General features: G+C 70.4%; 24 protein-coding genes. 13 read left to right on the top strand and 11 right to left on the bottom strand.

What is annotated here, in order from left to right; genetic code table 11:
* Window positions 1-210 precede the first annotated feature (210 nt).
* The 5 genes from ACFVXA_RS27650 (at window position 211) to mscL (ending at window position 4,186) form a co-directional block, all read left to right on the top strand.
* Window positions 211-1,473: an MFS transporter gene (locus ACFVXA_RS27650; protein WP_362016228.1), complete on the top strand. Its 1,263-nt coding sequence runs from the start codon at window positions 211-213 to the stop codon at window positions 1,471-1,473.
* Between the two features lie 68 nt (window positions 1,474-1,541).
* Complete coding sequence (locus tag ACFVXA_RS27645) at window positions 1,542-1,853, top strand: FmdB family zinc ribbon protein (protein WP_362016231.1); 312 nt, start codon at window positions 1,542-1,544, stop codon at window positions 1,851-1,853.
* A gap of 116 nt (window positions 1,854-1,969) precedes the next feature.
* Window positions 1,970-2,848 (top strand): S-methyl-5'-thioadenosine phosphorylase, encoded by an 879-nt coding sequence (locus tag ACFVXA_RS27640; RefSeq protein WP_362016234.1) that lies wholly within the window; start codon window positions 1,970-1,972, stop codon window positions 2,846-2,848.
* 225 nt (window positions 2,849-3,073) lie between these two features.
* A complete protein-coding gene (locus tag ACFVXA_RS27635) occupies window positions 3,074-3,601 on the top strand; it encodes a hypothetical protein (protein WP_383741082.1) in 528 nt (175 codons plus the stop codon).
* Window positions 3,602-3,715: 114 nt separating this feature from the next.
* Entirely contained in the window at window positions 3,716-4,186 is a 471-nt protein-coding gene (mscL, locus tag ACFVXA_RS27630) for a large conductance mechanosensitive channel protein MscL (protein ID WP_383903595.1), read from the top strand.
* Between the two features lie 169 nt (window positions 4,187-4,355).
* Here the strand turns inward: mscL and ACFVXA_RS27625 are convergent, their stop codons facing one another.
* Window positions 4,356-4,538, bottom strand: coding sequence for a hypothetical protein (locus tag ACFVXA_RS27625; protein ID WP_362016242.1), 183 nt, complete (start codon window positions 4,536-4,538; stop codon window positions 4,356-4,358).
* 241 nt (window positions 4,539-4,779) lie between these two features.
* On the opposite strand from ACFVXA_RS27625, the gene ACFVXA_RS27620 reads away from it, so the two are divergent.
* From ACFVXA_RS27620 to ACFVXA_RS27605, 4 genes are all read left to right on the top strand, one after another.
* A complete protein-coding gene (locus ACFVXA_RS27620; protein ID WP_390027188.1) occupies window positions 4,780-6,003 on the top strand; it encodes a low temperature requirement protein A in 1,224 nt (407 codons plus the stop codon).
* 203 nt (window positions 6,004-6,206) lie between these two features.
* Window positions 6,207-7,235 carry a P1 family peptidase gene (locus ACFVXA_RS27615; protein ID WP_390027186.1) on the top strand — a complete coding sequence of 343 codons (1,029 nt, stop codon included), beginning with the start codon at window positions 6,207-6,209 and terminating at the stop codon, window positions 7,233-7,235.
* 182 nt (window positions 7,236-7,417) lie between these two features.
* Window positions 7,418-8,584 (top strand): Ig-like domain-containing protein, encoded by a 1,167-nt coding sequence (locus ACFVXA_RS27610; RefSeq protein WP_390027256.1) that lies wholly within the window; start codon window positions 7,418-7,420, stop codon window positions 8,582-8,584.
* A gap of 157 nt (window positions 8,585-8,741) precedes the next feature.
* Window positions 8,742-9,491: a DUF6227 family protein gene (locus tag ACFVXA_RS27605; RefSeq protein ID WP_390027183.1), complete on the top strand. Its 750-nt coding sequence runs from the start codon at window positions 8,742-8,744 to the stop codon at window positions 9,489-9,491.
* Window positions 9,492-9,706: 215 nt separating this feature from the next.
* Here ACFVXA_RS27605 and ACFVXA_RS27600 read toward each other — a convergent pair whose 3' ends face one another.
* From ACFVXA_RS27600 to ACFVXA_RS27580, 5 genes are all read right to left on the bottom strand, one after another.
* Entirely contained in the window at window positions 9,707-9,964 is a 258-nt protein-coding gene (locus ACFVXA_RS27600) for a hypothetical protein (RefSeq protein ID WP_389746960.1), read from the bottom strand.
* A 108-nt stretch (window positions 9,965-10,072) separates the two neighbouring features.
* Entirely contained in the window at window positions 10,073-12,184 is a 2,112-nt protein-coding gene (locus ACFVXA_RS27595) for a fructose-specific PTS transporter subunit EIIC (RefSeq protein WP_389934647.1), read from the bottom strand.
* A 655-nt stretch (window positions 12,185-12,839) separates the two neighbouring features.
* Window positions 12,840-13,793: a 1-phosphofructokinase gene (pfkB, locus tag ACFVXA_RS27590; RefSeq protein WP_383903583.1), complete on the bottom strand. Its 954-nt coding sequence runs from the start codon at window positions 13,791-13,793 to the stop codon at window positions 12,840-12,842.
* A gap of 247 nt (window positions 13,794-14,040) precedes the next feature.
* Entirely contained in the window at window positions 14,041-14,802 is a 762-nt protein-coding gene (locus ACFVXA_RS27585) for a DeoR/GlpR family DNA-binding transcription regulator (RefSeq protein WP_383741066.1), read from the bottom strand.
* 307 nt (window positions 14,803-15,109) lie between these two features.
* Entirely contained in the window at window positions 15,110-16,624 is a 1,515-nt protein-coding gene (locus ACFVXA_RS27580; RefSeq protein ID WP_362016269.1) for an MFS transporter, read from the bottom strand.
* A gap of 62 nt (window positions 16,625-16,686) precedes the next feature.
* Here ACFVXA_RS27580 and ACFVXA_RS27575 point away from each other — a divergent pair, with 62 nt between their 5' ends.
* On the top strand, window positions 16,687-17,682 hold the full coding sequence (locus ACFVXA_RS27575) for a helix-turn-helix transcriptional regulator (RefSeq protein WP_383903577.1): 996 nt from the start codon (window positions 16,687-16,689) through the stop codon (window positions 17,680-17,682).
* Window positions 17,683-17,913: 231 nt separating this feature from the next.
* Here ACFVXA_RS27575 and ACFVXA_RS27570 read toward each other — a convergent pair whose 3' ends face one another.
* A complete protein-coding gene (locus ACFVXA_RS27570; RefSeq protein WP_384019157.1) occupies window positions 17,914-18,666 on the bottom strand; it encodes a TetR family transcriptional regulator in 753 nt (250 codons plus the stop codon).
* Window positions 18,667-19,132: 466 nt separating this feature from the next.
* On the bottom strand, window positions 19,133-20,131 hold the full coding sequence (locus ACFVXA_RS27565) for a sigma-70 family RNA polymerase sigma factor (RefSeq protein ID WP_362016275.1): 999 nt from the start codon (window positions 20,129-20,131) through the stop codon (window positions 19,133-19,135).
* Between the two features lie 170 nt (window positions 20,132-20,301).
* Between ACFVXA_RS27565 and ACFVXA_RS27560 the strand changes: the two genes are divergently transcribed.
* The gene (locus ACFVXA_RS27560; RefSeq protein WP_389467846.1) at window positions 20,302-20,832 is read left to right on the top strand and encodes a GNAT family N-acetyltransferase; all 531 of its coding nucleotides are present in this window, start codon (window positions 20,302-20,304) and stop codon (window positions 20,830-20,832) included.
* Between the two features lie 81 nt (window positions 20,833-20,913).
* Here ACFVXA_RS27560 and ACFVXA_RS27555 read toward each other — a convergent pair whose 3' ends face one another.
* A complete protein-coding gene (locus ACFVXA_RS27555; RefSeq protein WP_390027253.1) occupies window positions 20,914-21,681 on the bottom strand; it encodes a dioxygenase in 768 nt (255 codons plus the stop codon).
* A 200-nt stretch (window positions 21,682-21,881) separates the two neighbouring features.
* Here ACFVXA_RS27555 and ACFVXA_RS27550 point away from each other — a divergent pair, with 200 nt between their 5' ends.
* Window positions 21,882-22,385: a MarR family transcriptional regulator gene (locus ACFVXA_RS27550; RefSeq protein ID WP_362016283.1), complete on the top strand. Its 504-nt coding sequence runs from the start codon at window positions 21,882-21,884 to the stop codon at window positions 22,383-22,385.
* 221 nt (window positions 22,386-22,606) lie between these two features.
* On the opposite strand, the gene ACFVXA_RS27545 is transcribed toward ACFVXA_RS27550, so the two are convergent.
* Both ACFVXA_RS27545 and ACFVXA_RS27540 read right to left on the bottom strand, forming a co-directional pair.
* Entirely contained in the window at window positions 22,607-24,154 is a 1,548-nt protein-coding gene (locus ACFVXA_RS27545) for an MFS transporter (RefSeq protein ID WP_362016285.1), read from the bottom strand.
* Between the two features lie 151 nt (window positions 24,155-24,305).
* A complete protein-coding gene (locus ACFVXA_RS27540; protein WP_383741056.1) occupies window positions 24,306-24,950 on the bottom strand; it encodes a TetR/AcrR family transcriptional regulator in 645 nt (214 codons plus the stop codon).
* A gap of 508 nt (window positions 24,951-25,458) precedes the next feature.
* Here ACFVXA_RS27540 and ACFVXA_RS27535 point away from each other — a divergent pair.
* A complete protein-coding gene (locus ACFVXA_RS27535) occupies window positions 25,459-26,733 on the top strand; it encodes a M6 family metalloprotease domain-containing protein (RefSeq protein ID WP_362016291.1) in 1,275 nt (424 codons plus the stop codon).
* Window positions 26,734-26,831 lie beyond the last annotated feature (98 nt).

Raw genomic sequence — 26,831 nt, 5'->3', positions numbered from 1 at the left:
CGTTTTCACAGGCACCGACACCTTGGCCCCTGTACGATGAAGGCACACCTTGATCGAACCAACTCTGCCTGACGCAGAGCTGGCGCGACCGTATGGCGGCCGTGACGCTCTCCCGCAGTGGGCGCCGGTATCTACCGCAGTTCCGCGCAAGAGGACAGCTCTCGGCGCCCCCGCACGGGCGCGCTACCAGGTGGCAGAAAGGCACGGGCCGTGGCATCCACGGTCACCTCCCGTCCCGGATACGGACAGCTGCTGCGCACCCGCGGCGCCTGGACGTTCCTGCTTCCCGGCTTCGCCGCACGCCAGCCGTTCGCGATGCTGACGATTTCCATCGTGCTCCTCGTGCAGCACACCACCGGCTCGTACGGGGCTGCAGGCGCCGTCGCCGCCGCCACCGGTGTCTCCATGGCGCTGTTCGCACCCTTCACGGGGCGCCTCGCCGACCGCCTCGGGCAGCGGGCCGTCCTGCTGCCCGGCGTTCTGGTGCACGCCCTGTCGGGCCTCTCCTTGACGGCGCTCGCGCTGTCGGACGCCCCCTTGTGGGCACTTTTCGTCGCCGCCGTGCCGACCGGCGCCTCGGTGCCGCAGGTCGGCCCCATGGTGCGCGCCCGCTGGGGCGTGAAGCTGCACGGCTCGCCCCTGATGACCACCGCGGCGGCCTTCGAGTCCGTCACCGACGAGCTGACGTTCGTGTTCGGCCCGCTCCTCGCTACCGCGCTGTGCACGGCCGTGGATCCGTCCGCGGGCCTGCTGACCGAGGCCGGCCTCACCCTGGTAGGCGGCCTGCTGTTCGCCGCGCAGAAGAGCACCCAGCCCACTGTCGCTCCCGCCGGGCACGCGCGCGTGCAGCACGCTTCCGCGCTGCGGGTCCCCGGAGTGCGCGTTCTGATCGTGACCTTCCTGGGAATCGGCTCCGTCTTCGGCGGGATGCAGGTCTCGCTCGCCGCGTTCAGCGAATCGATCGGCGAGCCCGGCCTGAACGGCGTCCTGTACGGCATCTTCGCCGCGGGCAACATGCTCTCCGGCATCGTCTGCGGCGCCATCGCCTGGAAGGTGGCCCCGCAGCGACGTCTCGTCCTCGGGTACACGGCCCTCGCCCTGGCCGCCTCCGGGTTGTGGGCCGCTCACTCCGTGATCACGCTCGCCGGGATCGGTCTCCTGGTCGGCATGTGCATCGCTCCGGCCCTGATCACCGGCTACACCCTGGTCGAGGCTCTGGTCCCGGCGGGCGCCCGCACCGAGGCCTTCACCTGGCTGACCGGCGCGGTGGCGCTCGGCCAGGCCGCAGCCGTCACGATCGCCGGACAGCTGGAGGACCGACTCTGGGACGGCGCCGGTTTCCTGGTGCCGCTGGCCGGTACGGCACTGGCTCTGGCGACCCTGGTGGCCCTGCGCTCACGGCTGGTCACACGGGCCCCGAGCCGGACGGTCGCACGTGGCGTCGGTCACCGAGTGCCGGTGACAGTGGACTGATCTCGCGGAATACGTCACTATGGATCGTCGTTAGCACTCATTGAGTGAGAGTGCCAGGAGGAAGACAAGTGCCGACCTACCAGTACCAGTGCACCGAGTGCGGCGATGGCCTTGAGGCGGTGCAGAAGTTCACCGACGATGCCCTGACCGAGTGCCCCAACTGCAGTGGCCGCCTGAAGAAGGTGTTCTCCGCCGTCGGCATTGTCTTCAAGGGCTCGGGCTTCTACCGCAACGACAGCCGCGGCTCCTCGTCGAGCAGCTCGCCGGCGTCGAAGCCGTCCACCTCTTCTCCGTCCTCGGACTCGAAGCCCTCGACGTCCTCGACGTCCTCGGCCTCGAAGTCGTCGGGCACCGGCTCGTCCAGCAGCTCCGCCGCGTAAGTCTTCGTAGGACCCGTTCTTACCGGACCCTGCCGTCATCCGACGGCAGGGTCTTCGGTGTTCCCCATCCGACGGCAGGGTCTTCGGTGTTCCCCGGCCCGGCTAGGGTGCGGTCCATGGCGAACACGGAGAATCCACGGAGCCCCGATGGGGAACAGACGACGGCCAGGGCCGAGATCGGCGTCATCGGCGGCTCGGGCTTCTACTCCTTCCTCGACGACGTCACCGAGATACAGGTCGACACCCCCTACGGGCCGCCGAGCGACTCCCTGTTCCTGGGCGAGATCGCCGGCCGGCGGGTCGCCTTCCTCCCCCGCCACGGCCGCGGCCACCACCTGCCACCGCACCGCATCAACTACCGGGCCAATCTGTGGGCGCTGCGCTCCGTCGGCGCGCGTCAGATCCTCGGCCCCTGCGCGGTGGGCGGGCTGCGCCCGGAGTACGGTCCGGGGACGCTTCTCGTGCCGGACCAGATGGTCGACCGCACGAAGTCGCGGACGCAGTCCTACTTCGACGGGCTGCCACTGCCGGGCGGCACGGTGCCGAACGTGGTGCATGTGTCACTGGCCGACCCGTACTGCCCCGTCGGGCGCAAGGTCGCCCTCGACGCGGCGCGCGGGCGCGACTGGGAACCGGTGGACGGCGGCGCGCTCGTCGTGATCGAGGGGCCGCGATTCTCCACCCGTGCCGAATCACTCTGGCATCAGGCCCAGGGCTGGTCGGTGGTGGGCATGACCGGCCACCCCGAGGCCGCGCTCGCCCGCGAACTGGAGCTCTGCTACACCTCGCTGACCCTCGTCACCGACCTCGACGCGGGGGCCGAGACCGGCGAGGGCGTCTCGCACGACGAGGTACTGAAGGTGTTCGCGGCGAACGTGGACCGGCTGCGCGGCGTGCTCTTCGACGCGGTCGCTGGGCTGCCGGGCAACGAGACGCGGGACTGTCTGTGCACGACGGCGCTCGGTGGGATGGATCCGGGATTCACACTCCCCTAGCACCGCTCACAGGGGTACGGCCGGACCTGGGGCACGGACCTGACGTGCGGACGCGGGGCACGGACCTGACGTGCGGACGCGGGGCACGGACGTGGGCGCGGAACGTCCCGTTCGGGTGAGGGAGTTTTCCACAACTCGTGGGTAGTCCACGAGCTCCAGCGGGCTTCGCCGCGACGCCTCATCGTGGGATCGCAAGCCGATCTCTCGTCGCAGGTGGTGGTCACCATGGCTCAGCTCTCCCCTCTTGTACGTCCGCCAGGCGCGGAGGCACCTCCCACATGCGAGGTGCCTCACTTCGCTCCCGTACGCGTGCGGGGCGGGCGATATCAGCTACGCCGTCTCGTACGGCACCGGAGGCGGGCCGTGGCCGCGGGGCTCGCGGTCACGGCGGCGGCCCTGGTGGGGGCGGGGCCACGTGACGCCGGGCGGACACGAGGCCACCCGACGCCCGCCACCACGGCCGCGTCCGCGTCCGCACACGAGCGGCACGCGGTCGAGATGGTGACGGCGCCGGTGCGGATCTCTGACGGCGCCACAGTGCGCTTGCTGCGGCCGGGTGACCGGGTCGACGTCGTCGCGGCCGACACCGACGGCGGGGCTCGCGTGGTCGCTACCGGGGCGCGGGTCTCCGAGGTGCCCGACGCCGGCGCCACGGAGACCGGGGCGCTGATCGTTCTCGCTGTCCCGCGGGCGACGGCGGTACGACTGGCCGGCGCGAACGCCACCTCGCGGCTGGCGGTGACGCTGTGCTGAATGAAGATTCGGTGTCAAGTCCTTCGATCGAGCTACCCCATTGGGCAGGCCCGGCACGCCCTGTCGTAGGTTGCGGAGCTGTTTGTTCCACAACTTGTGCGGAGGGGCCTCTTGGTGAGCGAGAAGAAGCAACCCGGCGTCTGGGAAGGCTTCAAGGCCTTTCTGATGCGTGGCAACGTCGTCGATCTGGCCGTCGCGGTGGTCATCGGCGCGGCCTTCACCAACATCGTCAACTCAGTGGTGAAGGGCGTCATCAACCCGATGGTGGGTGCGATCGGCACACAGAACCTCGACAGCTACAGCTCCTGTCTCAAGGATCCCTGCAAGGGCAGCGGGGAGACCGCGACGGGCATCAGGATCATGTGGGGCTCGGTGCTGGGCGCGACGCTCACCTTCGTGATCACCGCGGCCGTCGTGTACTTCCTGATGGTCCTGCCGATGTCCAAGTACCTGGCGCGATTGGAAGCCCGCCGGAAGGCGAAGGAGGGCACGCACGAGATCATCGAGGTGACCGAGCTGGAGGTACTGAAGGAGATCCGCGACGCCCTGGTGGCGCAGCGCGGTTCGGGGCACCACGAGAACTAGCGGCCAGGGCCCGGACCTGGGCTCAGGGACTCGGAGGCCGGGCTCGGACGCTCGACGGCAACGCCCGGATGATCGGGAGCCGGAGTCTGACCTTCGGCAGCCGGGCCCTGCGGCTCGGGCGTCGGGCTCGGACGCTCAGCGGCCATGCCTTGACGCTCGGGCGCCGGGCTCAGATGTGGTGGGGCGGCTTCTCGTCGAGGAAGCGCTTCAGGTCAGCCGCGCTGTCGCTGCCGTTGTCGGCCCGCTCTCCCCACCCCCGGTCCGTGTCGTCCGAGGACTGCTGGCTCAGCGGATCGTCGAAGACCAGCGCCGACTTCGGATCGCGCGGTTCGGAGGCGGGGGCGGTACTCATGCCTCCAGGGTACGTCGAGGGGGTGGCGGGCCGTCCTGTCGCTTCGCATCCACTGCACGCCCGTGACGAGCGGCTGACGGGCCGCATTGGACCCCGATCGGAGACCGAAGGTCCCGCTGACCGGCGGGCTCGACTCCCCTTGGCGCGTCTGACCTGGTCATCTCTTCAGGACCTTGGACCCAAGTCCGCTTGTGAACGCATTCACAAGAATTTCCGGGACTTTTCTGCTGTGCTTGGCCGTATGACGTCCAGTTCGACTTCCGAGCCCGCCGCGACGCCACGGCCCGCCGGCCGTGGCCCGCTACGCAGAATGACCGCCCGCGGCCGCGACGAGGCGCACCGCGTCGCGTCGCCGCTGGAGCTCTTCTTCGACCTGTGTTTCGTCGTGGCCATCGCCCAGGCGGGCGTCCAGCTGGTGCATTCCTTGGCCGAGGGGCACGCGGGAGAAGGCATCCTCAACTACGCGATGATCTTCTTCGCGATCTGGTGGGCCTGGATGAACTTCACCTGGTTCGCCTCGGCGTACGACAACGACGACGCGCTCTACCGGGTCGTCACGCTGGTGCAGATCGCCGGCGTCCTGGTGCTCGCGGCCGGGGTGTCACGCGCGTTCGAGAGCCACGAGTTCCTGGTCGTCTGGCTCGGGTACGCGATCATGCGGTTCGCGATGATCGCGCAGTGGCTGCGCGTGGCGTGGTCCACCGAGGGGGCCGAGAGAACCATGGCACTGCGGTACGCGGGCGGCGTGCTGCTGTGCCAGGTCGGCTGGCTGGGGCTGCTGTTCCTGCCGGAGTCCGGCCGCCCCTGGGTGTTCCTGGTGATGGCCATCGCGGAACTGTGCGTCCCTGTATACGCGGAGAAGGACTGCACCACGTCCTGGCATCCGCATCACATCTCCGAGCGGTACGGCCTGTTCACGATCATCGTGCTGGGCGAGACGATCGCCGCGGCCACGGTCGCCGTGAAGTCGGGCGTGGACGAACACGACGCGCTGGGCGAGCTGCTGCCGATCGCCGCGGGCGGCCTGCTGATCGTCTTCTCCGCGTGGTGGATCTACTTCGTGGTGCCGATCCACGGGCATCTGCGGTCCAACGGCCAGGCATTCCTGTGGGGGTACGGCCACTACCTGATCTTCGCGTCGGCGGCCGCGATCGGTGCCGGTCTGGAGATCGCGGTCGAGCAGGCGGTCGGCAAGGCGCACGTCTCGACGCTCGAAGCGTCCGCCGCGGTGACGCTGCCGACGGCGCTGTACCTCCTCACCGTGTGGGCGCTGCACTCCCGCCATTTCAAGGTGGGCATCGCGCAGCAGCTCGTCCTGCCGACGACGGCGTTGCTGGTCATCCTGTGCACCTTCCTGGGCGACTGGGCGGTGCTCGCGGCCGGCATCGTCTCCGCGCTGGCAGTGGCGGTGGGGGTGACGTTGACGACGCGGATGGTGGCGAGGGACGGGGCGGGGGCCGGTTAGGCGGGGGCATTCGGCCCGGGCGCATTCAGGCCCGTGGGCGCTAGGCCGGAGCAGTGCGCCCTCGCCGGCCACGTGCTCGCCGTACGCCCGGGCCGCCGTGTGCGCCGTGTGCGCCGTGTGCGCCGTGTGCGCGAGTGTCCTCGGAACTGTGCGGCCGCTGAGGCGTGCGGCCCTTGAAGTCCGCGGCCCAGGACAATGGGCGCATGACAGTTGACGCTCTGACAGATGTCGCGGGGCTGCGGGTGGGACACGCGACGCGTACCGGTGACGGTTGGCTCACCGGCACCACGGTGGTGCTCGCCCCTCAGGGCGGCGCGATCGCGGCGGTGGATGTACGCGGCGGGGGCCCCGGCACCAAGGAGACCGACGCGCTGGATCCACGCAACCTCGTCCAGAGGATCGAGGCGGTCGTGCTGACCGGCGGCAGCGCCTACGGGCTGGACTCGGCGTCGGGCGTGATGTCCTGGCTGGAGGAGCGGGGGCGCGGGGTGCGGGTGGGTCCCGACCCGGCGCACGTCGTGCCGGTCGTGCCCGCCGCGTGCGTCTTCGACCTGGGCCGCGGCGGCGATTTCCGCGCCAGGCCGGACGCGGCCATGGGGCGGGCCGCGGTCGAGGCCGCCGACGCGAGTGAGCCGGGCGCGCCGGTGCGCGAGGGGTGCGTGGGGGCCGGGACGGGGGCGGCGGTCGGACGCATCAAGGGCGGGGTCGGAACAGCGAGCGCCGTGCTGGAGTCCGGCATCACGGTGGCGGCGCTGGTGGTGGCCAACGCGGCGGGTTCGGCGGTGGAACCGGAAACGGGGGCGCTGTACGGGGAGTTGCTGCGGGGGCGTACGACGCTCCCGTCGGCCGAGGTGCATGAGGCGGCGCAGCGGCGGCTCGCCGAGGCGGCGGCGAAGAACGCGCCTACCCCGCTGAACACCACGCTCGCCGTCGTCGCCACGGACGCCGATCTGACGCGCGCGCAGGCCCAAAAGCTTGCGGGCACGGCGCACGACGGCATCGCGCGCGCCGTGCGGCCGGTACATCTGCTGAACGACGGGGACACGGTGTTCGCGCTGGCCACGGGAGCCCGGGCTCTCGCCACCGAGAACCCGCTCGCGCTCAACGAGGTCCTCGCGGCCGGAGCAGATCTGGTGACGCGCGCGATCGTTCGGGCGGTGCGGGCGGCGAAGTCGGTGGACGGCCCCGGCGGAGCGTGGCCGTCGTACGAGAAGCTCTACGGAGGGCGCTAGTTGGGCGATTGTCCCGGTTCTGTCACGTGATGGCGTTCGGAGAGGGCCGAGGGAACCCTCCCCGCCTCGGCTCGCTCTTTCTCCGCACTGGAGCGGATCACGCACATCACAAGAACTGGGAGCAGCCCGTGACAACGCCGAACACAACAGCGCGGCGCGCACTGGGGGCCTGTGCCGCCCTGATGGTCGGCGCCCTCACCCTCACCGCCTGCGGTGGCAACGCCAACGCCGACAGCAACAGCGGCAAGGACGGCAAGAACGCCACCAAGACGTCCACGGCAAAGATCGTCATCTCGGCCAAGGACGGTTCGACGGGCGCGTCCATCAACGCGACCGGGGTGAAGGTCAGCGACGGCAGACTGACCGACGTGAAGATGACGGTGGCCGGGACCGGCACGGCCGTACCCGGGGCGATATCGGCGAACGGCAGCTCCTGGAAGCCGAAGGAGCAGCTGGAGCGGGGTACGAAGTACCAGATATCAGTCACGGCGAAGGACGCGAACGGGCGGACCTCAGCGGCGAACTCCATCTTCTCGACGGTCGCTTCCAGCAACAGCTTCATCGGCACGTACACGCCCGACAACGGATCCACCGTCGGCGTCGGCATGCCGGTCTCCTTCAACTTCGACAAGGTGATCAGCAACAAGAAGGCCGTGCAGTCACACATCACCGTCAGCTCCAGCAGCGGGCAGCAGGTGGTGGGGCACTGGTTCGGGGCGCAGCGGCTCGATTTCCGGCCCGCGGAGTACTGGAAGGCCGGCTCCAAGGTGACGATGAAGATCGACCTGGACGGAGTCGAGGGCGCGAACGGCGTGTACGGGGTGCAGAAGAAGTCCGTCACCTTCACCATCGGGCGCTCCCAGGTCTCCACGGTCGACGTCGACACGCAGACCATGACGGTCGTGCGGGACGGCAAGACCCTCAAGTCGGTTCCGATCTCGGCGGGCAGCCCGCAGCACACCACGTACAACGGGCAGATGGTGATCTCGGAGAAGTTCGTCCAGACGCGGATGAACGGCTCGACGGTCGGTTACGGCGGCGAGTACGACATCCCGGATGTACCGCACGCGATGCGGCTGACGTCCTCGGGGACGTTCATCCATGGCAACTACTGGTACAACCGCGGGAATCCGCCCTTCGGCCGGCAGGGCACCAGCCACGGCTGTGTGGGGCTGGCCGATGTGCAGAGCGCGCAGGGGGACACGACCGCCAAGTGGTTCTACGACGACTCCCTCATCGGGGACGTCGTGACGGTCAAGAACTCGCCCGACAAGACGGTCGCGCCGGACAACGGGCTCAACGGTTGGAACATGTCGTGGAGCGCGTGGACCGCGGGAAGTGCCGTCTGACGAGGGTCTTTTGACGGCCGGGCGGGCCGCGTGGGAACTTGCCGCGCGGCCCGCCCGTTTTCCCTCCGTACGTTTTCTCGGTTCGCGGACATGATGTCCGACCGAGGGGCTACGGTATGCACCCACAAGGTGACATGCAGCAACGCCGGGAGAAACCTTGAGCGTTCCGTACGAGACAGCAGCGTACGAACCACCCGAGTCGCCCGAGTCTCCGGAGGAGCATCTCGCGCGACTCCTCGGTCGCGCCCTGAACTCCTTCGAACTGCCCGACGAGACCATACGGCGGCTCGACTGCGCGCTGGCGCACGACAGTTCGCTGCACTCCGCGCACCACAGCGCGGGGCTGCACCGGGAGACGTACCGGCACACGTGGCTGCTCGCCGACGGCTCGGCGGTCACGCTCTGGGAGCTCGTGCACAACACGGCGCCCGGCAGCGAACCCCAGCACGAGGTGTATGTCGACGAGGAGGAGTTGCGCGCCGCCACGGCCCGGCTGCCGCTGCCGGCGGACACCCCGGACTTCGAACTGCCCGTGCTCGTGCAGCTGTCGCCGATCCCCGAGCCGCGGCACGCGTACGTGCCCGACGACTCGGCGGACCACGCGCGTCGGCTCCTGCGACGGGCGGAGAACCCGGACCGGCCGGGGGCGGAGCTCACGTCGCTGCTGCTGCGCGAGGCGTTCGCCCATCAGATCACCCAGGCCTTCGGGCGCCCCTGCCGCGCCGGGCAGGCGGGGCTGTGCTTCTCGCTCTACGAGCACGCCTTCCTGCTGCGCGACGGGCAGGAGATCTCCCTGTGGGAGGCCGAGCACACGGCGACGCCGGACCGGCGCCACATGTGCGAGGTGTACACGACGGAGGACGCGGCGCGCGATGCGATGGAACGGCGCGCGGCGCGACTCGGCTGACGCTGGGCGCACACGGCTTCGCGCGCGCCCGGACACGGGACGTTGCGCGCGCGCCGGGCAAGCCGCCTCGCGCCCGCTCCGGCGCGGGACCCGGGACCTTGGAGGCCTCACGGCGCACGTAGCCTCGCGCGCGCCTCGGGCGTGGGGCGTTGCGTGCGCTCGCGCACGTCACCTTGCACCGGCCGCCCCGCCGGGCACCACGGCAGCGGGCGCCCCTACTTGCGACTGTCGCTGAACTGGCGGACCAGGCCTGCGAAGGCGGCGCGTTCGTCGGGAGTGAGTTCGACGGACTCCGCGACGGGGCCGGACCGGCGCTGGCGGGGGATGGCCCGGAGCGTGTCGCCGTGACGCCACACCGCGACCTCGAAGCGGTCACGGCGCAGGAGGCGGACCAGGCCGACGACCCAGACGACGGTCGCCAGGGCGAGGACGGCCACGCCTATCAGCTGGATGATCGACACGTGCTCAGGCATGCGGTCCAGTAGACACCACGGTCCGGGACTTTGGTCCCGGACCGTGACGCATCTCGCAGATGCGGTGAACGACTCACAGGTGCCCTAAAGGGGCAGTCAGTTGGACGTTCAGGCCGCGATGGGCTCCTTAGGCTCGGCCTTGGCCGATATCGGAGCGCCGGCGCCCCCCGCGGTGGCGCCCTCGGGCGTCTGCTTGCGCAGGCCCTTCAGGAGGACGACCAGAGCCGTGGTGACGCAGACGCCCGCGGCGATGGCGATCAGGTAGAGGAACGGGTTGCCGATCAGCGGGACCACGAAGATGCCGCCGTGCGGGGCGCGCAGCGTGGCACCGAAGAGCATCGAAAGGGAGCCGGTGACCGCGCCGCCCACCATGGCGGAGGGGATGACGCGCAGCGGGTCGGCCGCCGCGAACGGGATCGCGCCCTCCGAGATGAAGGAGGCGCCCAGCACCCAGGCGGCCTTGCCGTTCTCGCGTTCGGTCTGGGTGAACAGCTTGCCGCGTACGGTCGTCGCCAGGGCCATGGCCAGGGGCGGGACCATGCCCGCCGCCATCACAGCCGCCATGATCTTCATCGCCGAGTCGCTGGGGCTCGCTACCGCGATGCCGGCGGTGGCGAAGGTGTACGCGACCTTGTTGACCGGGCCGCCGAGGTCGAAGCACATCATCAGGCCGAGCAGGGCGCCGAGGAGGACGGCGTTGGTGCCGGTGAGGCCGTTGAGCCAGTCGGTCATGCCCTTCTGGGCGGAGGCGATGGGCTTGCCGATCACCACGAACATCAGGAACCCGACGATCGCCGCGGAGATCAGTGGGATCACCACCACCGGCATGATGCCGCGCAAGGCCGCCGGGATCTTGACTTTCTGGATCCCGATCACCACACCACCGGCGATGAGACCCGCGGCCAGACCGCCGAGGAAGCCCGCGTTGATGGTGAGGGAGATCGCGCCGCCGACGAAGCCCGGCACGAGACCTGGCCGGTCCGCCATGCCGTAGGCGATATAGCCGGCCAGGACCGGGACGAGGAAGCCGAAGGAGACGACGCCGATCTGGAAGAACAGCGCGCCCCAGCTGTCCGCCTGGGTCCACAGGAAGTGGTCCATGACCGACGGCGCCTTGTTGATCTTGTATCCGCCGATCGCGAAGCCGAGGGCGATCAGCAGACCGCCCGCCGCGACGAACGGGACCATGTAACTCACGCCGGACATCAGCCACTTGCGGAGCTTGGTGCCGTAGCCCTCGCCGGAGTCACCGGCGCGTTCCACCGGCGTACCGGGCGCGGAACCCGCGCTGACCTCGCCGCGCGCGGCCTTGGCGCGCACCTCGGCGATCAGTTTGGCGGGCTTGTTGATGCCCGCCTTCACACCGACGTCGACGGTCGGCTTCCCGGCGAAGCGGTCCTTGTTCCGGACGGGAACGTCGTGCGCGAAGATCACGCCGTCCGCCGCCGCGACGACCGCCGGGTCGAGCCGGGTGAAACCGGCCGAGCCCTGCGTCTCGACGACCACCTCGACGCCCGCCTCGCGGCCCGCGTTCTCCAGCGACTCGGCCGCCATGTAGGTGTGTGCGATGCCGGTGGGGCATGAGGTGACGGCGACGATACGGAACGGCTGCCCGCCCTCCGTGTCGGTGGCGGTGTCGGTGGCGCCCGGCGCCGGGGCGGGTCCGTCATCGACGGTCGCGCCCGGCACCGGGGCCTTGCCGTCCGCGGCGGTGTCGGCGGAGGCCGCCGCGTTCGACACCGTCGCGGAGTCTTCGGGGGCGGCAGCGGCCGCCGGGGGCTCCTCCCCGCGGATGAGCGCCGCCGCGGCCGTCGCGTCGTCCACGGACCGCAGCGCGGACGTGAACTCTGCATTCATCAGCTGGCGGGCCAGGGACGACAGGATCGTGAGGTGGGCGTCGTCCGCTCCGGCCGGGGCTGCGATCAGGAAGATCAGGTCGGCAGGCCCGTCGGGCGCGCCGAAGTCGATCCCGGCCGCGCTGCGTCCGAACGCGAGCGTCGGCTCGGTGACGTGTTCGCTTCGGCAGTGCGGGATGCCGATGCCGCCGTCCAGTCCGGTCGGCATCTGGGCCTCGCGGGCGGCCACGTCGGCGAGGAAGCCGTCGAGGTCGGTCACCCGGCCCAGGGCGACCATGCGCTCGGCGAGGGCGCGCGCCGCCGCTTCCTTCGTATCGGCGGACAGGTCGAGGTCGACCAGGTCCGCGGTGATCATCTCGCTCATCGCGGGCTCCTTCGCTCGCGTATCGCCCGTGGGGAGTTGTGGGCGTGGGTGGGGACGGGGGTGTTGCCCTCCGGCGGGCCAGAGGGGGAAGAGGGGGCAGAGGTGAGGGGGGTGGTGAGGCGGGTGGGAGAGGCGGGGCCGGGGAAACCCCGCCTCTCCTCGGCAACCGGATCGGGGAGAGCCAGTCGCCCTATGGCTGCGGCGGGGAAGGGGAGCCCCCGCCACGTCAGGGCCGGTTCGGGGGGCGTACGGGGCCGACGTGCCGCCTGACGGGCCTCCGGACCCACCAAACCTGCACGGCCCACCAAACGTGCACGGCCCGCGAGGCCCACGAGGCCCGCAAGACCTGCACGACCTGCAAGGCCCGGACGACCTGCAAGGCCCGGACGACCAGCAAGGCCTGCACGACCCGCGAGACCTGCAAGGCCCGGACGATCCGCAACGCCCGCAAGGCCCGTGCGCGATCCGGCGTGCGCGGCGCGCACGTCGGCGGGAAGCGATCCACGCACGCCCTGCGTAAGCGATCCACGCACACCCTGAGTAAGCGATACGCGCACGCCGTGCGGGCCAAATCCGCGCCCGCCGTGCCGAATTGACCCGCGCCCGGCGCCGTACAGAAGCGGTCCGCGCGCGCTACAGCACAGTGAGTCGGCGTTCATGACACAGGCTCCGTCAGTGCGCGGTCCAGCGGGACCTCCGATGTGACCGTCACCGCGGAGGGTTCGAGGTCGGCCGGACCCGGCATCACGCTGCCGGGGAGTTGGACGGCCGCGGCGCCGTGGGCGACGGCGGAGGCGAGGGCGGCGGGGCCGTGGCCGCCGGCGATCAGGAAGCCGGCGAGCGAGGAGTCGCCGGCGCCCACGTTGCTGCGTACGGCGACCACGCGCGCGCTGCCGAACCAGGCGCCCGCGTCGTCCACGAGCAACTGCCCGTCCGCGCCGAGGCTCGCGAGCACGGCGCGCGCGCCCAGCTCGCGCAACTCCTCGGCCGCCTTCACCGCGTCGCCCACCGTCGCGAGGGGGCGCCCGACGGCTTCCGCGAGCTCCTCGGCGTTGGGCTTCACCACGTCGGGCCGCTCGCGCAGCGCGGCGAGCAGCGCCGGGCCGGAGGTGTCCAGTGCGATCCGGGCGCCCGCCGCGTGCGCCCGCGCGACGAGGTCGGCGTACCACGACGGCGCGAGCCCGCGCGGCAGGCTGCCGCAGCAGGTGATCCAGTCGGTGTCGCCGGAACGATACTGCTGTCGGACGGTCTCCAGGAGGAGTTCGGCCTCCTCGGCGGAGAGTTCGGGGCCGGGGGCGTTGATCTTTGTGAGGGTTCCGTCGGGTTCGGCGACCGAGATGTTCGAGCGGGTGGCTCCGGCGATCGGCACCGGCGCGACCTCGATGCCCTGCGCGTCGAGCAGGTCGGCGACGAGTGCGCCGGGCGCACCACCCAGGGGCAGGACGGCGACCGTGCGCTGACCGGCGGCGGCGACCGCGCGCGAGACGTTCACGCCCTTGCCGCCCGGGTCCATGCGTTCGCCGGTGGCCCGGATGACCTCGCCGCGGTCGAGCGACGGGACCTCGTACGTACGGTCGAGGGAGGGGTTGGGGGTGACGGTGAGGATCATGCGCACTCGTTTCTCAACACACAGCACTTCCGTGCCGCTTCACCACGCGGCGCTCTCGTGCCGCGTGTCGCTCTCACAGCTCGGCACTCGCGTGCCACGTTCTGCTCTGCCAACGCGGCGCCTTCGTGCCGCTTGCCGCGCCATACGCACAGCGCGTCGCCCAGTGCATCGCCCAGTGCGTCGCTCTGCACACAGTGCGTCGCTCTACGCACAGCGCTTCTACGCACGGCGCTTCCCTCACTTCTCGCTATACACACAGCACTTCGGTGCCGCCGCGTTCGATGGCGGCGGAGTCTTCGGGGCTCAACCCGCGGTCGGTGATGAGCAGGTCGACGTCGCCCAGGTCGCCGAACCGGGCGAAGTGTTCCTGGCCGCTCTTGGAGGAGTCGGCGAGCAGCACCACGCGGCGCGCGGCGTGCATGGTCGCGCGCTTGACGGCGGCCTCGGCGAGGTCGGGGGTGGTCAGTCCGTAGTCGGCGGAGAAGCCGTTGGCGGCGATGAAGAGGACATCGGCGCGGATCTCGCCGTACGCGCGGAGCGCCCAGGCGTCCACGGCGGCGCGCGTGCGATGGCGTACGCGCCCCCCGACGAGATGGAGTTGGATGCCGGGGTGGTCCGCGAGGCGGGCCGCGATCGGCAGGCTGTGGGTGACGACGGTGAGCGTCGCCTCCAGAGGCAGCGCGCCGGCCAGCCGGGCGACCGTCGAGCCCGCGTCCAGGATCACCGTGCCGTCGGTCGGCAGCTCGGCGACAGCGGCCTCGGCGATGCGGTCCTTCTGGTCGGCCGCGGTGGACTCGCGCTCGGCGAGGTCGGGTTCGAAGTCCAGCCGCCCGGCCGGTATCGCACCACCGTGCACACGGCGTACGAGACCCGCGCGGTCCAGGGTCTTCAGGTCCCGCCGGATGGTCTCCGCGGTGACCTGGAACTCTTCCGCCAGGGAGAGGACGTCCACCCGGCCGCCGTCACGGGCGAGCCGGAGGATCTCCTGCTGCCGCTCCGGTGCGTACATGTCCGTTCGCCTCCGACCGATGCCCGAACCTGTGGTTTCAAACGCAGACTATGCCCGGATTTCCAGAAAGTAAACAGGTTCGGGCGCGATCCGGGCATGAACGGACTTTGGATCTCAAGGGGCCGACAAGGCGGCAGAGCGACGCGGAGAGCAGGGCGGCGCAGAGGGCAGGGCGACGCGGAGAGCAGGGCGGCGGCGCACAACAGAAACTCCCAGCAGCCGGCGCCCGGCGCCCGGCGCCCGGCGCCCAACAGAAAAGGGCCCGGCACCCGCGGTGCCGAGCCCCTTCAAAGCCATGACCTCCAGGTCAGCCGACGAGTTGCGGCTCCCGCCCCTCCGCGAGGGGCTCGGTCTCCGCGCCCTCCACATGCTGCGCCGGCCGCTTGGGCAGCGCGAACATCAGCAGGAAGATCACCACCAGCACCGCCGCGACCCAGCCGAGCGCGTACTGGAAGGCGTTCACGAAGGCGGGGCCCACCTGGGCCGGGGTCAGCCGGTCGCTGATCTGCCCGTAGAAGAGAACCGAGACCAGCCCGAGGCCGAGGGCGTTGCCCATCTGCTGCACGGTGTTGATCAGGCCCGACGCCGAACCCGAGTGCTCGCGCGGGACCTCCGACAGCACCGCGTCCGTCAGCGGCGCCACGATGAGGCCCATCCCCGCGCCCATGACGACCAGCGGGAGCGCCATCTGCCAGGAGGCGATGGACATGCCGTACCGGTCGGACTCCCAGATGTAGAGCAGCACTCCCAGTGCCATGATCAGCGCGCCCGCCTGGAGCACCTTGCGTCCGAAGCGCGGCACCAGCAGTTGCACGGACATGCCCGCCGCCGCCGACACGGCGATCGAGAAGGGAACCCCGGTCAGCCCGGCCCGCAGCGGCCTCCACCCCAGCCCGATCTGCATGTACAGCGTCCAGACCAGGAAGAAGATGCCGAGGCCGACACCGAAGACGGTCTGTACGGCGATGCCCGCCGCGAAGCTCTTCACCTTGAACAGCGACAGCTCGACCAGCGGGGAGCCGTCCCGCGCCGTCTTCCGCTTCTCGTACGCCACCAGGGCCGCGAACACGACGAGGGCGCCGGCCATCGACACGTACCCCCACAGCGGCCAGCCCAGCTCGCGGCCGCGGGTCAGCGGATAGAGCAGCATCAGCAGGCCGAGGGTGACCAGGGCGACGCCGACGAGGTCGAGCTTGAGGGCCCGCGGGGCCTTGGACTCGCTGATGAACTTCCGTCCGAGGAACAGCGCGACGACGCCCACCGGAAGGTTGATGAGGAAGATCGGCCGCCACTCCAGACCGAAGAGGTTCCACTCGGTGAGCAGCGCGCCGAGCAGCGGACCGGATACGGCACCCAGTCCGACGACCGCCCCGAACAGCCCGAACACCTTGCCTCGCTCGTGCGCCGGGAAGGTCGCGTGCACGATCGACAGCACCTGCGGCACCATCATCGCGGCCATTCCGCCCTGGAGGATGCGCGAGGCGACGAGCATCTCCGGGTTCGCGGCGAAGCCGCACAGCGCCGACGCGATCGTGAAACCGCCTATGCCGAGGAGGAAAAGCCGCTTGCGGCCGTGGATGTCGCCGAGCCGTCCGCCGGTGATGAGTCCGGCGGCGAAGGCGAGCGCGTAACCCGCCGTGATCCACTGGATCTGGCTGAACGACGCACCCGCCTCCTTCTTGATCGACGGTATGGCGATGTTGACGATCGTGACGTCGACCAGGTCCATGAAGGCCGCGGTCATCACGATGGCGAGGGCGAACCAGCGCCGCCGGCCGCCTGCGGCGGGCTGAGCACTGAGAGGGGTCTCGGTGGAGGTCATGTCCAGAAGCTACGGCCTCATTAGGTCAGATCACGTCCTAGTTCTGCGGCATCCTCGAACTCATGACAACGGACACACCGGCGCGGCTCCTCCAGTTGCTCTCCCTCCTCCAGACGCCCCGCGAATGGCCGGGCGGCGAGCTCTCCGACCGGCTCGGGGTATCCCGTCGTACCGTCCGCCGGGACATCGACCGGCTCCGCGAGCTGGGCTATCCGGTGCAGGCGACCAAGGGCGCGGACGGCGGGTACCGGCTGGTGGCGGGAAAGGCGATGCCGCCGCTCGTGCTCGACGACGAGGAGGCGGTGGCGATCGCGGTGGGGCTGCGGGCCGGCGCCGGGCACGCCCTCGAAGGCGTGGACGAGGCCTCCGTACGGGCCCTCGCCAAGCTGGAGCAGGTGCTGCCGACCCGGCTGCGGCACCGCGTGTCCACGCTGCAGGCCGCCACCACCCCGCTGACCAGCGGGGACGGGGCGAGCATCGCGCCCGAGACGCTGACCGTGATGGCGTCGAGCGTCGCCGGGCGGGAACGGCTGCGGTTCGCGTACCGCTCGGGGGACGGGACGCCGTCGCGGCGGCTGACCGAGCCGTACCGGCTCGTCTCCACCGGCCGTCGCTGGTACCTCGTCGCGTACGACCTCGATCGCGAGGACTGGCGTACGTTCCGCGTCGACCGGGTCAGCGAGCCGTTCGCGACCGGGGCGCGCTTCACGCCGCGCGAGCTGCCGACCGGGAGCGCCGCCGAGTACTTGCGGCAGTCGATGTACCGACGGCAGGAGACGTACGCGTTCGAGGTCACCTTCGCCGCGCCCGCCGAGTTCGTCGCGGCGCGCGTGCCCGCGTGGCTCGGAACTCCCGAGCCGATCGACGACCACAGCTGCCGGCTGCGCTCCTCGGCGGGCGATTCCATCGAGTGGCTGGCGGTGCGGTTGGCGATGGCCGAGTGCGAGTTCACCGTCCGGGAGCCGGCAGAGCTCGTCTCTCATCTACGGGACTTGGGTGGCCGGCTGACACGAGCGGCAGGCGGCCCGGAGCAGGAGCCCGAGCTCGCCACGCCGTGACGTACGTGGGCTCCGGCGGCCCGGACCAGGAGCCCGACCTCGCCACGCCGTGACGTACGTGGGCTGCAGCGCCCGGTCGCGTGCGGGTGGGCGGGGCTGAGGAGCGGGTTTTCGCCCCCTCCGCCCCTGCCCGTCCCGTACCTGGGGGCTGCCGCCCCCAGACCCCCGCATCGGCCTGAGCGGCCTCGTCCTCAAACGCCGGACGGGCTGAAACAGCCCCTCCGGAGATTCTCAGGTGCCGTCACTCCAGGGAAAGTCGCGGAGGGCCGCGAGATTGCGTACCGCGAGGGCGACGGGACCGTTGGGTCCGTCGGCCGGGTCGTCACCGGCTGCCCAGGCCTCCACCGCGACACGGACGGCCGCGCCCGCCACGGCGGCGCTGAGGCGGAGTTCGGGCCCGGACACCCTCGCCGTCAGCACGCCCGCCAGTGTGCGCTCCGCCGTCTGGCAGGCCTCACCCCAGACCCTCAGCAGGGCCGGGTTCCCCTCGGCCAGGCGCAGGAGGGAGCGGACCCAGTCCAGAGACTCGGGACGGACACCCACACCCGGGGTCAAGGTGGAGACGATCGCGTGCCGGAGGGCCTCGGGGACCGTCAGAGGGGTGGGGGCGTCCCGGACCGCCTCCACCCACTTCTGGGCGCCGGCGGCGAAGAGCGGGCCGAGGGATTCTTCCTTGCACGCGAAGTACCGGTAAAAGGTGCGCGGTGCGATCCCGGCCGCTCGGGCGATGTCCTCGGCACGGGTGGCCCGCAGCCCGTCGCGCATGAAGAGCCTGGCCGCTGCCCGGGCGATCTCCATCCGGGTGGCCGCCTTGCGCCGTTCGACCAGCGAAGGACCGGCGTTCGCCGCCCGACCCCCGGCGGCGGAGGCAGCGGCGGTGGCGGAGGAAGAGGTGGAGACGGAGGAAGAGGCTGGGGTTCGACCAACCGGGGCGGACGCCGCTCGGTCGGCCGAGGTGCGCACCCCACGTTCGGTACCGGACACGGACGGCAGGTTATGCCCCTGTGGCAGAATCTGCCATCCGGGTCACCCCGGGGTTCAGGTTCGGGGTGGCCCGGCAACGCCTGCCCGGAATCAACCTCGGGCGGCGCCCGGGGCCTCTCAGTCCCCCGCCTCGAAATCGCCCTCAAAATGGAGCCGAGCCCCGGCGCCAGGGGGGGAAGGCGCCGAAGCTCGGCCCGGAAGAGTCCCGGCGCGGGGGGGGAGTGCGTCGGGACTCGGTTCTGGTGGGGGCTAGTGCATACGCCCCGGACGGAACCCTGAACCCTGGGCCCTGAAGTCTTGTGCCCCGAGCTCAGCAGGTTGAAGCGGCCTTACATGGCCATGTCTGGTCGAGTTGTGGCCAACGTGGCTCACGCGTCCGAGCGGAAGGTCCACTTCCGTCCGAACGAACACGCACGAACACGAGCAGTCGCCGTCCGAACGGTCAGGCCAATGACGTCTGCGTCCGTCACGCCGCCGCGTCGAACCCCGTGTCCCGCGCAAGCTTCTTCAGCTCCAGCAGGGCGTGCTTCTCGATCTGGCGGATGCGCTCGCGCGTGAGACCGTGCTCCTTGCCGACCTCGGTGAGCGTGCGCTCCCGGCCGTCATCGATGCCGTACCGCATCTTGATGATGGAGGCCGTGCGCTGGTCGAGGCGGCCGATCAGGTCGTCCAGCTCCTCGCTGCGCAGCAGGGTGAGGACGGACTGCTCGGGAGACACGGCCGAGGTGTCCTCCAGCAGGTCGCCGAACTGGGTCTCGCCCTCGTCGTCCACCGCCATGTTCAGCGAGACCGGGTCGCGGGCCCAGTCCAGGACGTCGCCCACGCGCTCCGGCGTCGAACCGAGCTCGGCGGCGATCTCCGTGTGCTCCGGCTCGCGGCCGTGCTCGCGGTTGAACTCACGCTGCACGCGCCGGATCCGGCCCAGCTCCTCGACCAGGTGGACGGGGAGGCGGATGGTGCGCGACTGGTCGGCGATGGAACGGGTGATGGCCTGACGGATCCACCACGTCGCATACGTCGAGAACTTGAAGCCCTTGCGGTAGTCGAACTTCTCGACCGCGCGCACCAGACCCGCGTTGCCCTCCTGGATCAGGTCGAGCAGGGGCAGGCCGCTGCGCGGATAGCGCCGGGCCACGGCCACGACCAGCCGGAGGTTCGAGCGGATGAAGACGTCCTTCGCGCGCTCGCCCTCGGCGAGCAGTGCCTCGAGCTCCTCACGGGAGGCATCGGCCTGGGCCGCCTCCTCACCGTCGAGGATCTGCCGCGCGAACACACCCGCCTCGATGATCTGGGACAGCTCGACTTCCTTGGCGGCGTCGAGCAGGGGCGTACGCGCGATCTCGTCGAGGTACATGCCGACCAGGTCGCGGTCGGCGATCTCGCCGCTTCCGACGCGAACACTGCGTGCCGCGTCGGTGGTCTCGCCGGTGGCGGACTTACGACGGGCGACGGCACGGGTTGCCATGCGTGCTCCCTTGCGATGGTGGGCTTGCGGGTGGACCTGGACTTCGGGCTCACCCTCCCGGGTGCCCGGCATCCGAAGGAAACAACGACTGGAATCCGGACAGAATTCCCAACCCGCCCCTCGATTTTTCTGATCATGCAGTACCCTGTCGGCCCACAAGGGGAGGACGGATGTCGTCGGAACGTACAGAGGTGCAGGTCAGGCCAGGAGTCGAGGCCGATCTCGACGCCCTCACTGACATCTACAACCACTACGTACGTGAGACGCCCATCACATTCGATACCGCTGTCTTCACGCCGGAAGAGCGTCGCTCGTGGCTGCTCTCCCACCCTGAAGACGGACCGCACCGCCTGATGGTTGCCACGGACACGGACTCACAGGCGATTCTTGGGTACGCCACCTCCAGCGCCTTCCGCGCGAAGCCCGCGTACGCCACCTCGGTGGAGGTCACCGTCTACCTCGCCCCGCACGCGACCGGCCGCGGCGTCGGCACCCTCCTCTACCAGGCTCTCTTCGCCGCCCTCGCCGACGAGGACCTCCACCGCGCCTACGCCGGCATCGCCCAGCCCGAGAGAAACGAAGCGTCCGTGCGGCTGCACGAGCGCTTCGGGTTCCGCTACGTCGGCACATACCGCGAGGTGGGCCGCAAATTCGGCCGCTACTGGGACGTCGGCTGGTACGAGAAGGAGCTGGACCAGTAGAGACAAAGCGGGACCGACAGAGCCAGGAGCTGGACCGATAGAGGCGCCGCTGGACGACAGCGGGCAAACCGGCAGCAGGCGTCAGCCGAACTGCACCGACCGCTTCGCCATCCCCAGCCAGAAGCCGTCGATCACGGACTTCTGCCCGTCCAGTTCACCGGAGGCGTCCGCCGCACCCATGGTCACGAAGAGGGGGGCGAAGTGCTCGGTGCGGGGGTGGGCGAGGCGGCCCGCCGGGGACTTGCGCTCGAAGTCGAGCAGCGCGTCCACGTCACCGGCGTCCAGGGCGCGGTGACCCCAGTCGTCGAACTCGCTCGACCAGGCCGGGACGCCCCCGCCGGTGTGCCGCAGGGCCGCGAGGTTGTGAGTGAAGAAGCCGGAGCCGACGATCAGGACGCCCTCCTCGCGCAGCGGCGCCAGCTTGCGGCCGATCTCGAACAGCCGGACCGGGTCGAGGGTCGGCATGGAGATCTGCAGGACCGGGATGTCGGCCTGGGGGAACATCTCCACCAGCGGGATGTAGGCGCCGTGGTCGAGTCCGCGGTCCAGGATGTCCTGCACCGGCGTGCCGGGCGCGCGCAGCAGCTTGCGGACGGACTCGGCGAGTCCGGGGGCGCCGGGGGCCGCGTACGTCACCCGGTAGTAGTGCTCGGGGAAGCCCCAGAAGTCGTAGACGAGCGGGACGGTCTCGATCGCGCCGAGGGCGAGCGGGGCCTCTTCCCAGTGGGCCGAGACCATCAGGATGGCCTTGGGGCGCGGCAGGTCGGCGGACCAGGCGGCGAGCTGGCCGGGCCAGATCGGGTCGTCGGCGAGCGGCGGGGCACCATGACTCAGATAGAGGGCGGGCATGCGCTCGGGCGCGGATCGCTCCTCGGTGGCGGCGGACATGGCGGCTGCTCCCTCCGGAGGGTTCAATCGTAGGCGCGGGTACTTGACACTTGAAGTTGTTAGCGACCGTTACCCATCGTTACTTGAAGTATCAAGCTCTGCGCCCCGAGCTTACGCCGGGTTTGTTTAATTTTCAAGAAGGGGCTCGTACAGTGGAGTACATGAACACGGCACCCGCTGAAGAGCCGCGCTGGCTCACCGACGAGGAACAGCGCGTCTGGCGTGCGTACATGCACGCCACCACCCTCCTCGAGGACCATCTCGACCGCCAGCTCCAGCGTGACGCGGGCATGCCGCACATCTACTACGGCCTGCTCGTGCAGCTCGCCGAAGCCCCGCGCCGGCGGCTGCGGATGACCGAGCTGGCCATGAGCGCGAAGATCACCCGCTCCCGCCTCTCCCACGCGATCGCGCGCCTGGAGAAGAACGGCTGGGTACGACGCGAGAACTGCCCCTCCGACAAGCGGGGGCAGTTCGCGGTACTCACCGACGCGGGCTTCGAGACGCTGAGCAAGGCGGCGCCCGGCCATGTGGCCGCCGTACGCCAGGCCCTCCTGGACCGGCTCACGCCCGACCAGCAGAAGGCCCTCGGCGAGGCCATGCGCATCGTCGCCGAGGGGCTCCAGCCGAAGGACGCGGGGGCGGACCTGCCCTGGCTGCGCTGAGCCGAGCCAAGCCCGGCCAGGCCAGGCCAGGCCAAGTCAGGCCAGGCCAAGCCAAGCCAAGCCCGGCATCGGACATGGGTCCGCCCCGGCTCCATCGAGTTCGGAGCCGGGGCGGACCCTGGGATTCGTACGGACGAGGCGTCCCCACCCCGCGTCCGCACGCGAAGTACCCGAAGTGGCCGTAGTGGCCGTAGTACCCGAAGTACCAGCGGTACGGGTGATCAGTGGGCGATCACGGGCACCTTCACCTCGTCCTCGATGCCGTCGCCCGCACTCGCCCCGGAGGCCGAAGTGACGTCCGGGCGACCGGTGTTGATGAAGGTCACGGCGATCGTCGCGGCGACGACGAGGATGCCGACGGCGAACCAGATGGCGTTGGTGTAGCCGTGCACCTGGCCCTCCAGCTGGACCAGCTGCTGCTGGGACTTGGAGGCGGCGCCCGCGATGTGGTCCTTGATGTACGAGGTCGTCGCCGAGGCGGCGATCGTGTTCAGCAGGGCCGTGCCGATCGCACCGCCCACCTGCTGCGAGGTGTTGACCATCGCGGAGGCGACACCGGCGTCACGGGGCTCGACGCCCAGCGTGGCCAGGGACATGGCGGGCATGAACGCCGTACCCATGCCGAGGCCGAGCAGCACCATCGACGGCAGGATCGTGCTGGCGTACGAGGAGCCGATCTCCAGCTGGGTCAGGAGCAGCATGCCGAGCGCGGCGACCAGGAAGCCCGGGCCCATCAGCAGGCGCGGCGCGACCCGGGTCATCAGGCGGGTGCCGATCTGCGTGGAGCCCACCATCATGCCGCCGATCATCGGCAGGAAGGCGAAGCCGGTCTTGACCGGCGAGTAGCCCTTCACGATCTGCAGGTAGTAGGTCAGGAAGAGGAACAGGCCGAACATCGCGATGATCGCGAGGCCGAGCGAGAGGTAGACACCGCCGCGGTTGCGCTCGGTGATGACGCGCAGCGGCAGCAGCGGGGCCTTGACCCTGGACTCGGTGAGGATGAACGCCGCGAGCAGGACGGCCGAGGCGATGAACAGGCCGACCGTCACGGAGTCGCCCCAGCCGTTGGACTCGGCGCGGGTGAAGCCGTAGACGAGCGAGACCAGACCGAGGGTGGACAGGACGACACCCGGGATGTCGAGCGGCGAGCGGTTGCGGCCACCCGCCGGCTCACGGATGACGAAGTACGCGCCCGCGGCCGCGATGATCGCGAAGGGGATGTTGACGAAGAACGTCCAGCGCCAGTTGAGGTACTCGGTGAGGACGCCGCCGAGGATGAAGCCCACGGCACCGCCACCACCGGCGATCGCGCCGTAGATGCCGAACGCCTTGGCGCGCTCCTTGGCCTCGGTGAACATCACGGCGAGCAGCGAGAGCGCGGCGGGCGCGAGCAGCGCGCCGAACGCACCCTGCAGGGCGCGGGCGCCGAGCATCATCGCCTCGTTCGTGGCCGCGCCACCGAGGGCGGACGCGCCGGCGAAGCCGATCAAACCGGCGACGAAGGTGCGCTTGCGGCCCCACAGGTCGGCGATCCGGCCGCCGAAGAGCAGCAGACCGCCGAAGGCGAGGGCGTAGGCCGTGATGACCCACTGGCGGTTGCCGTCCGATATGCCCAGGTCCTGCTGGGCGGAGGGCAGCGCGATGTTCACGATGGTCGCGTCGAGGACGACCATCAGCTGGGCGAGCGCGATGAAGGTGAGCGCTTTCCAGCGGTTGGAATGGGCGTCGGCCTGTTCCGCCTTCGCGGTGGCCTTGGCTGTTTCAGACATGGGGGTACCCACTTCGGTACTTCGTAGCGAAAAAAGGACGAGGAAGACGGACGGCTCGTCATCGGCGACGGCCGGAGGCGTTGTGCGAGTTCTGACTGGTGGGCTGCGCTGAACTAATCGGTCAGGTGGACGGCGTACTCGGCGTACTCGGTCACGCTCGTCGCATGTCCTCCACGGTGGCGGCCACTCCGGGCAGCTCGGAGCGGGCCGGGGCCCGCATGCCGTCCAGGAACAGCTGCAGATGACGGTGTACGAAGCGGTCGATGCCCTGGCACGCGGTGCCGGGCAGCGGCCTGGTCAGCTGAGTGACGGCAATCATCAGGTCGCCGAACTCGACGTCGGGGCGCAGCTGTCCGGCCTCGCGGGCGCGGGCCATCAGCTGCTCGATCAGGTCGGTGATCCGGTCGCGCGCGGCCACCAGATCGGGGTGGTTCTGGTCGAAGGTCTCGGAGAGCATCGGGCACAGGGCACCGATCCGCTCGTCGGCGGAGAAGTGCACGAATCCGCTCAGCGTCTCGAAGGCGTCACCGGTCTCGGTGAGCGCCTCCTCGACCCACTCCGACGTGCGGTCCATCACCGAGCAGACGACCTCCCGCGCGAGGGCGTCGCGGTCGGGGAAGTTGCGGTACAGCGTGGCGTTGCCGACACCGGCCCGGCGGGCAATCTCGTCGAACGGCACCTCGGCGCCGAACTCGACGAACATCTCGCGGGCCGCGGCGACGATCCGCTCCCGGTTGCGCAGGGCATCGGCGCGCGGCCGGACCACTCGACGCTGCGCGGGGGTGGCGGTTTCCACGGCGTACTCCTCGTCTTTCTGGGTCTTCCGGTCTGGCGCGCCAGTGGCGTGTGAAGCCTGTGGTGGCGCTTGAAGGCTGTGGGGCGATCCGGGGATTCGCTCCCCGTTTCGCGCGGACGTATGGCTAAACGGGGAAACGATCCCCGGTTATTTCCCGCCCGCCGGATTCTTTTACGTGACCCGCGTCACACTCCCGCCCGGCCTCCCGCCGGCCTCTCGTCGGACCCTCTCGTCCGGCCCTCTTGGCTAGTCCTCTTGGCCAGTCCTCTTGGCCAGTCCTCTTGGGGCTCCCGGCGTTCGCAGGGCACCTCCCGGGCGCCTCCCGGTGGACCTCAAAGACTCCTCCCCGGGGTCCTCCCTTAGGTCCTCCCTTAGGTCCTCCCTTAGGTCCTCCCTGGGAGGAAACCCGATCGGGCTCCTCCAGCGAGCGCCCGCCGCGCCGCCGACACAGGGTGATCGCAAGGGTGCAGCCTGAACCGGCGGCTGCCGTGGAGCGAAAGGCCCCCGCATGCAGCCGACCAAACGTCGGATACGCCCGCGCCGCGTGGCCGCCATAGCCACGGTGACCGTATTGACGCTGGCGGTCAGCACCTCCGCCGGCACCGGACACCTCACGGCGGGCTCCACGACGGCGGGCTCCATCGCACTGGCCCGCTCCACGGCGCTCGGTCCCTGCATGATCAACGGCCCGCTGGGCGTACAGATGGGAGAAGGCATCCCGACCGCGCCCGGCTACGCCCGCTCCACCGGCATCCTGCACGCCCTCACCCTGATGGTCGACTTCTCCGACGCGCCGGGAAAGGGCAGCGCGCTCGACCGCTACGGCGAGTTCTTCCCGCAGACCGAGCGATGGTTCCGCACCGCCTCGTACGGCCGCCTCGACTACCGCCCCGAGGCCCCCGTCAAGCACTGGCTGCGGATGCCGAAGTCGTTCAAGGACTACGGCATAGAGCGCGGCGCGCCCTTCGACCCCGGGTACCGCGGTCTGGTCCAGGACATCGTGGCCGCGGCCGACCCCGAGGTCGATTTCCGCGAGTACGACATCCTGAACGTCCTGGTGACGCCGAACGCCGGCCCCTCCGCGCTGGACACCGTCCTGTCCGTGACCTTCGCCGGCAACACGGAGGCACCGGTCGCCGACGGCGTCCCGGTCTCCAACGCGTCCTTCGTCTACAGCCGCCAGGACGACGGCTCCGGCTCCTACACCGACACCGGCTACCGGGTCCTCCCGCACGAGAACGGCCACACCTTCGGCCTGCCCGACCTCTACACCCAGGACGGCGGGGGCGCGGTCGGGCACTGGGACATCATGAGCGAGGACTGGGGGGCCGACAACGATCTGCTCGGCTGGCACAAGTGGAAGCTCGGCTGGCTCGACGACTCGCAGGTCCGCTGCGCGGCGGCGCCCGGCACCACCGAGTACACGCTCACCCCGCTGGCCCGGACCGGCGGGGTCAAGCTCGTCTTCGTGCCCACCAGCACCAAGAGCGGATACGCCCTCGAACTGCGCACCCGCGGCGGCAACGACTCCACGGTCTGCAGTCCCGGCATCCTCATCTACAAGGTGACCGCGGACGTCGACACCGGGAACGGGCCCATCAACGTATACGACTCCCACCGCGACAGCGGGGGCTGCACCCGCTCCCCCAACGTGCACGCGGAACTCTCCGACGCGCCCTTCGCGCCCGGCGAGACCTTCAAGGACCCCAAGACCGGGGTCACGGTACGCGTCACCGCGGCGGACCTCGCGGGGAACTACCGGGTGTCCGTGACACGCCGCTGAGGCCTCGCGGTGTGCCGGGCCGTGGCACGGCGTGTCACCGCGTGGCGCTGACCTGCTCGAGTCACCGCGTGGCGCTGACCTGCTTGAGGGGCCCGGCA

The organism is Streptomyces sp. NPDC058246 (assembly GCF_042881985.1).
Taxonomy (GTDB): domain Bacteria; phylum Actinomycetota; class Actinomycetes; order Streptomycetales; family Streptomycetaceae; genus Streptomyces.
This window is presented reverse-complemented; position numbering and strand designations above follow the sequence as displayed.